This window comes from Rickettsia endosymbiont of Proechinophthirus fluctus (assembly GCF_001602635.1).
Lineage (GTDB): Bacteria > Pseudomonadota > Alphaproteobacteria > Rickettsiales > Rickettsiaceae > Rickettsia > Rickettsia rickettsii.
Map to the genome: position 1 here is coordinate 835,432 of NZ_LECS01000004.1, position 7,319 is coordinate 842,750.

A 7,319-nucleotide genomic window follows, 5' to 3' on the forward strand; every position below is an offset into this window, starting at 1 on the left:
CAAGACTAAATTTTACTTCCGACTGCATAATATCTAAAACCGAGTTTTTTCATTGCTTCATTATCTAGTATATTTCTAAGATCAATGATTATCGGCGATTTTACTAAATCATAAATTTCTTGCCAATTAAGTTCTTTAAATTCTGACCATTCAGTTGCAATAACTATAATATCTACTGATTTACAGGCGTCAACTGCTGAATCTAAATATAGCAAATTTTTATGTTCCAAATTCTTTTTAGCATTTTCAAGACCAATAGGATCAAATGCTTTAACATATACATCTTTATTTAATAAGATCTTTACAATTGCGATGGCAGGGCTTGCTCTTACATCATCTGTTCCTGCTTTATATGTTAAGCCTAAAATTGCTATATTTTTACCTTTTAAATCTCCATCTAACAAAGTAGCTATTTTATCTACCATATTACTTGGACGCTGCTTATTACTTTTAATTACTGCCTTAAGAATCCTACAATCTATATGATGATTTTCTACAAGATTATTTAATGCTAGAATATCTTTTGGAAAGCACGAACCACCAAAACCAGGTCCTGCATTTAAAAAATTTTGACCGATTCTTTGGTCAAGTCCTACACCTTTAGATAAATCTTTAATATTACCGCCGATTTTTTCACATAAATCAGCCATCTCATTAATAAAAGCAATTTTGGTAGCTAAGAAACTATTTGAAGCATATTTAATAAGTTCGCTCGTCACTAAATCGGTAACCACAAACTTTGCACCTTGTAAAGGTGCATAAATTTTTCGCAATATTTCCTCTGATTCTTTATTATTTACACCGATAACTATACGATCAGGATATAAAAAATCTTCTACCGCACTACCCTCTCTTAAAAACTCAGGATTAGAAGCAACATTAAATGAAAAGCCTCTTGATTTTAAATAAGCTATAATATTACTGCAACTACCCGGCGGAACGGTAGATTTTATGACTATTAAACAATCTTTATTTATATGCTCGAAAACTTTATCAATAGCATCATAAACATATTTTAAATCCGCTTCTCCCAACCCTTTTGAAGGTGTACCGACCGTAATAAATATTGCATCAGCATTTTGAAGTTCATTATTATAAATATTTGTAAATTTTAACCTATCAGATTCTAAAGCTTGCTTAAGATACTCATCAAGTTTAGCTTCATAAATCGGTAATATTTGCTTATTTAATTTGGATATTTTAACCTCATCATTATCAAGACAAGTAACATTATGACCTAAATAGCCCATAATAATACCTGAGACTAATCCCACATATCCGCTACCGATAAATGTAATATTCATAATTTTTTGTGATTTTTATATTAAATTTTAAAATTATACGTTATATTCCAAGTGTATACCTCAAATAAATGAAGAGTAGTATAGACGAAGCTCAATTTCAAAAAGTACAAGGAGTCCACAAGACGAGGAACAGAGCGTATACTTAATACGTGAGTACCGGAGTACTTGTAGGATGACGTAGCCAATTTTTGCAGTTCTACCCGAGTAGATAAAGCTTTTATCATATTTCAATAGATTTACAAGCTCAAATGAATTTTATTAAAAAAACCTTTATTAGTATTTTTATAATTCTGACTTCATTATCTTTGGCTATAACTCTAACTGTTTATAGTGCAAATAAAGGACACTTAAATGAACCTTTGAAAAAAATAATTGAATTTTATTTAAGTAAAAATGATATAAAGGCTGTACTACATAATTTAGAATTTAAAGAAAACCGATTATCCATAGATAAAATTTCCTTAAGTCTTATAGATAATGCTAGAGGAGAAATTAACGATTTTAATCTTTTCTTTAATTTCAAAAATTTCTTCTCTAATTCGTTAATAGAGGCTAATTTTAATATCGATAAAATTTCCGTAATTTCAAATAACGATGAAGAGATTATAAATACTTCAACGACCGGTGATTATTCGTTAAATATAATTAAAAAAAATTCCCTAACCGACATACGACTAACTGCAATAAAAAGTGATATCCTAACTGATGAACAAGGAGCAGACTTACCTCTAGGAAATGCTTTATGCTCATATAAAACCACCTATTCTAAAGATAATCCAAAGACTGTTAATTGCAAACTCACCTTTGGGAACAAAGCTTTTTTATCACTAAGCGGTATAATAACCAATAAAAATATCGATGCAAGTGCAGCTGCCGCAAATATGCCTTTAATAATTTATCAAACAATCGAAAAAATCATTCCTAATAATCCTATAATCTCATATTTACGAGAACATATAAAACAAGGTTACATCCAAAACGGAGAATTAAATATTAAATTAGATAAAAAATTTTTTAAAAAAAAAATTTTAGTAGAAGATAATTTAAAAGCAAATTTACATATCTCGAATTTTGAATATAAATATCACACAGATTTACCACCTTTGACTAAAGTTGATACTAATATAATCATTTCAGGACCGGAAATAAAATTTCTAATTAATGAAGCATATAGCGGTAAAAGTGTCGTTTCAGACGGTATTATGACTTTCAAATGGGAAGGACTGGATAAATCACAATTTGTTTTTAATGCTACTGCTAAAGGTGAAATTAATGACTTAATTGCCTTTGTTCCAAATGATGCATATCAAAATATTAAAGCTCAAAATATTGATCTTAAAAAAATCAAAGGAACGGCAAATTCAATAATAGAGCTAATAATTCCTATTAGCCCCAATATCCCTAATAGCTATAATGTTTTGTCGACATTAACAAATATCTCTTTTAACACCTTAGACAATAATATCCTATTACAAAACGGTGAAGCCAAAGGTAGTTTTAAAGATAATAAACTAAATATTAGCGGTAAAGGTAACATTAATAATTATGCAAGCAGCTTTACTTATGATCATGATATATCGGATCAAAATAATGAGTGTTTACTTAAAATAAAAAGCAATATTGTGGCAAATAATCAAAGATTTGGAGTATTTAAATTAATTTCAGGCAGCACCGTTTTAAATTTTGAGTATAAAAAACAGCATAATAATGAGAGTTTTATTACCGTTAATTCTAATCTTAATAATTTAGAATTTTATATAGATAAAGTATCTATTCATAAAAAATTATATAAAAAAGCCAATTTATATTTATATACTAAATTAAATGATAAAAATTTCGATAGAAATATTGTATTTAACCTTTCAGGGCAGGATAATCTAAAAATTAACGGTAATGCCTTAATTAAGAAAAATATTTATAATATTAATCTAGCCTCTGTTAAACATAATCATACGGATTTAAAAGGAAACATAATTATAGATAACCATAATCTTAATACGACACTTTATGGAAACAGATTAGATTTATCAAATGCTAATATGATGCAGTTTTTAGAAAAAGCGGGAGATTCTACACGTAATATTAATTTAAAAACTAATATATCAAAAATACTTTTAAAGAATAATATAATTCTAGGTAATCTTGATTTAGCAATTAAATGTGATAAAGTGCGGTGTTTCTCCGGCTTTCTAAATGCTAATATTGATAATAAAAAAGTTAAGATGTCGCTTACTGCTAAGGAAACTTTTGAACAATGGTTCATTGAATCCGATAATGCCGGAGCATTGCTTAAGGGACTTGGAATGTATACCACTATGCAAAACGGTCAAATTAACATCAACTTAAATACAAAAAGATATGAAGTAAAAAAAGGTGAAATAGTGCCAATATTAGACGGCAAATTTTCTATAAAACATTTTACGGTAGTCGATACTCCTTTTTTAACACGGCTTGTTTCCTTTGTTTCGTTGCCGGGTTTTCTTAGTTCAATAACTAATAATAAAAATATTTTATTTGAAGATATGATCGGTAAATTTAATTATAGAGGAAATATAATTACAATTTTTGATACGGAAGCACATGGACCGTTCTTTGATTTTACTATGACAGGTAATATTGATACCAAACAGCAATTAATTATGGTTAAAGGAAATGTTATTCCTTCCTTCTTCTTAATCAGCACTATTGTAACTAAAATACCGGTAGTCGGTAAAATATTTTCCAAAGTCGCTCCTTACTACCTAAAAATGAAATATTAAGTAACTATTTAAAGCTATTAGATTTCATGTACAAAATTTTTAATCATTCCTTTATGTCATTCCTGCGAGGCATTATTGCGTATATACCTAATCGTCATTGCGAGCGACTGAAAGCGTTGTTGCATGGCTCAAAAAACGTGTTCGGTGTCATACCATGGTTTGACCACGGTATCCATAACACAACTAAAAATACTAACAATATTAGTATTTTTAACTGGGGCCTGCTACAAACTTGCGGGATGACAGAAGTGGAAGCAAGCCATGCAACAAAGCCACAACTGCAAGGAGCGTGGTGGCAATCCAGAAATAATAATAGAATATTCTGTAAATCAGAATTTTTTACTGGATTGCTTCGTCGCAACTTACAGTTTTTTCTCACAATGACGTTGAAGATCAATTCATGCAAGAATGACATAAATAACCATACATATTTAATCGGTATTTTACTTTTAGGCTTAATTTCCGGTTTTACGTTCAATTTAATTTTTTTTACAGTTCCATATCAATTATCCGAAGCAAAATACACCACTGATATAATAGGTTCGATATCACTAGCTGCCTTTCCGTATTGCTTAAAGGTCATATGGTCACCTTTTATAGATAAATACTCTATACCTTTTTTATGTTCTAAATTCGGTCACAGGCGTGGCTGGGCATTGGTATCACAAATATTTTTAATCCTAGCGATGACGGGGTTCTTAAACATAAGCCCTTGTAATAACTTATATATTACTGCAATTATCTTATTGATTATTTCATCCTGCAGTTCTACACAAGATATTGTACTTGATGCATATAGAATTGAGAGACCTACATCTAAAGAAGAGCTTTCAATGGCTTTTACCTTTAGTAGTATAGGGTTTCGTTTAGGTATGTTACTTGGCAGCGTCGGTACTTTATATTCATCAATTATTTTCGGCTGGAATACAGTATATAAATCGGCTCTATTCATTACTCTAATTGGACCTATAGTAATTTTATGTATCAAAGAACCACAATCAAAAGAAATACACCATACAACTACTCATTTAATAGGATTACAACAATATTTTGAAGTTATTAAAAAAAGTATTATCTCCTTAAAAAATGAACAGCAATATTTACTGCTAATTATATTGTTTATCTTTTTATATAAGGCTGCGGATTCTATACCTATGGCTATGAGTTCGCCTTTATTGCTCGATTTAAGTTTTACTACTCATGAAATTGCCGTTATTTACAAAGCTTACGGGTTACTAATCATGATCGTCGGAGGAGCTTTAAGCGGCGTTTTAGCTGCAAAAATGGGTATATTTCATAGTGTCTTAATTGGTGGAGTTATTCAATTATTGTCACCTCTTATGTTTATGATACTTGCTACTATCGGCTATGATATAAAGACATTTATAATAACTGTTACAGTACAAAATTTTTGTGCAGGCTTTGCAGGAACTATTATCTCTATCTATTTTGCTAGCCTTTGCAATAGTGAATTTGTTGCCACACAATATTCTATTATTGCATCTTTTAGCTCGCTTAGCCGTATTATTCTAGCTAGCCTTGGCGGTATTTGTGCAAAATATCTTACTTGGCCTGTATTCTTTTTAGGTAATACTCTGTTTAGCATGTTATTTATCCCGATATTTTATAAAATATATAGAAAGAAACTAGGCTTTGTGAATATTTCTAAAAACATATGACAATTATTAAAAAAAGTTTATAATATTGATATATATATTTCTGCGAAATGAAGAGTCAGAATTTTTATGAAACTATATAGTTTTCAAGAACATTTATTAGAATTAAAAATAAGGCTTCTTAGAATATTTACTGCTTTTATAATTATATTTGCTATTTGCTATTATTTTAGTGACAATATTTATAGTGTTTTATTAAAACCGCTTGCTAAGCTAAGCGGTGATACGGTACGAAATATAATTTATACAGGGCTTACAGAAGCATTTTTTACCTATATTAAACTTGCAGCTTTTACTGCTTTTACTATTATTATACCTATAATTGCTTTGGAGTGTTATTTATTTATCAGTCCCGGGTTACACCGCCATGAAAAAAAAATTATCGCTTTTATTCTTTTTATGTCGCCTATTTTATTTTGGTGCGGTAGTATTTTTGTTTTTTACTTTGTAATGCCGAAAGCTTGGAATTTTTTTCTTAGTTTTGAAAAACGTGATATGATCGTACCTATAGTTTTGGAAGCAAGAATTAGCGAGTATCTAAATTTAGTTATTCATTTAATTATTGCTTTTGGAGTCGCCTTTCAACTACCAGTTGTAATAATGATATTAAACATACTAAAAATAGTTAAGATACAAACACTTAAGCAAAAAAGATGCATTGCCGTGGTAATTAACTTTATTATTGCAGGAATATTAACGCCTCCTGACATTTTAAGCCAGTTTGCTCTTGCAATACCGCTACTTTTATTATATGAAACTTCAATAATTATATGTAATTTTATAGAAAAACTGAGGACACTAAATGTTAAATATCAAATGGATTAGAGAAAATAAAGAATTGTTCGATGAAAAGCTTAGCCAAAGATTTATTGAACCTATGTCTAGTAAAATTGCTATGCTCGACGGAGAGAAAAGAAAAATTACGAGTTTAATTCAAGAATTGCAGCATGCACGTAAGGTAAAATCAAAGATTTTAGGTAATATGGCCTCTAAAAGCGGCGAAGAATTTGAAGGGTTACAAAGAGATGTCAAACATATAAATGAGAAGTTGGAAGCACTTGAACATGATCTAAATAATAATAACGAATTAAATGAACTATTAAATATGTTTCCTAATATTCCGGACGAAGAAGTACCTTACGGAATGGATGAAAGTATGAATAAATTAGTTCGTACTTACGGAGAGACAAATCCAAATGCTTTGAATAAACAGCATTTTGAACTAGGTATAAAATTAAATTTAATGGATTTTGAACAAACTGCTAAAATTTCTGGAACTAGATTTGTAACGTTAAAAGGTGATTTAGCAAAGCTAGAACGTGCTTTAATTAATTTTATGATTGATGTTCATACTAAAGAGTGGGATTTCTTTGAGATATCACCTCCGGTATTAGTTCGAGATAATGCTATGTATAATGCAGGACAACTACCTAAATTTGCCGAAGAGTCTTTTGCAACAACCAATGGTTACAGACTAATTCCAACCGCAGAAGTACCTTTAGTAAATATGGTCGCCGATACTATTATACCAAGAGAAAAATTACCGATACGTTATGTTGCTTACACCCCATGCTTTAGAT

Annotated in this window: 4 protein-coding genes and 1 pseudogene; 4 read left to right on the forward strand and 1 reads right to left on the reverse strand. The window is 29.8% G+C overall.

Going from position 1 to position 7,319, the window contains the following annotated elements; all coding sequences use genetic code 11:
• Positions 1-5: 5 nt before the first annotated feature.
• Positions 6-1,304: a UDP-glucose dehydrogenase family protein gene (locus tag BG75_RS06345; protein WP_062811814.1), complete on the reverse strand. Its 1,299-nt coding sequence runs from the start codon at positions 1,302-1,304 to the stop codon at positions 6-8.
• Positions 1,305-1,552: 248 nt separating this feature from the next.
• Between BG75_RS06345 and BG75_RS06350 the strand changes: the two genes are divergently transcribed.
• From BG75_RS06350 to BG75_RS10220, 4 genes and pseudogenes are all read left to right on the forward strand, one after another.
• The gene (locus BG75_RS06350) at positions 1,553-4,063 is read left to right on the forward strand and encodes a DUF3971 domain-containing protein (protein WP_062811815.1); all 2,511 of its coding nucleotides are present in this window, start codon (positions 1,553-1,555) and stop codon (positions 4,061-4,063) included.
• A 26-nt stretch (positions 4,064-4,089) separates the two neighbouring features.
• Positions 4,090-5,742 (forward strand): MFS transporter, encoded by a 1,653-nt coding sequence (locus tag BG75_RS06355; RefSeq protein ID WP_252903702.1) that lies wholly within the window; start codon positions 4,090-4,092, stop codon positions 5,740-5,742.
• Between the two features lie 66 nt (positions 5,743-5,808).
• On the forward strand, positions 5,809-6,564 hold the full coding sequence (gene tatC / locus BG75_RS06360) for a twin-arginine translocase subunit TatC (RefSeq protein WP_062811817.1): 756 nt from the start codon (positions 5,809-5,811) through the stop codon (positions 6,562-6,564).
• Positions 6,542-7,319 (forward strand): annotated as a pseudogene (locus tag BG75_RS10220) (serine--tRNA ligase); the annotation flags it as partial. The gene tatC and the pseudogene BG75_RS10220, both read left to right, overlap by 23 nt.

Coding starts and splice junctions, on each gene's coding strand:
- BG75_RS06345 (WP_062811814.1), bottom strand. CDS start 1,304: ATGAATATTACATTTATCGGTAGCGGATATGTGGGATTAGTCTCAGGT.
- BG75_RS06350 (WP_062811815.1), top strand. CDS start 1,553: ATGAATTTTATTAAAAAAACCTTTATTAGTATTTTTATAATTCTGACT.
- BG75_RS06355 (WP_252903702.1), top strand. CDS start 4,090: ATGTACAAAATTTTTAATCATTCCTTTATGTCATTCCTGCGAGGCATT.
- tatC (WP_062811817.1), top strand. CDS start 5,809: ATGAAACTATATAGTTTTCAAGAACATTTATTAGAATTAAAAATAAGG.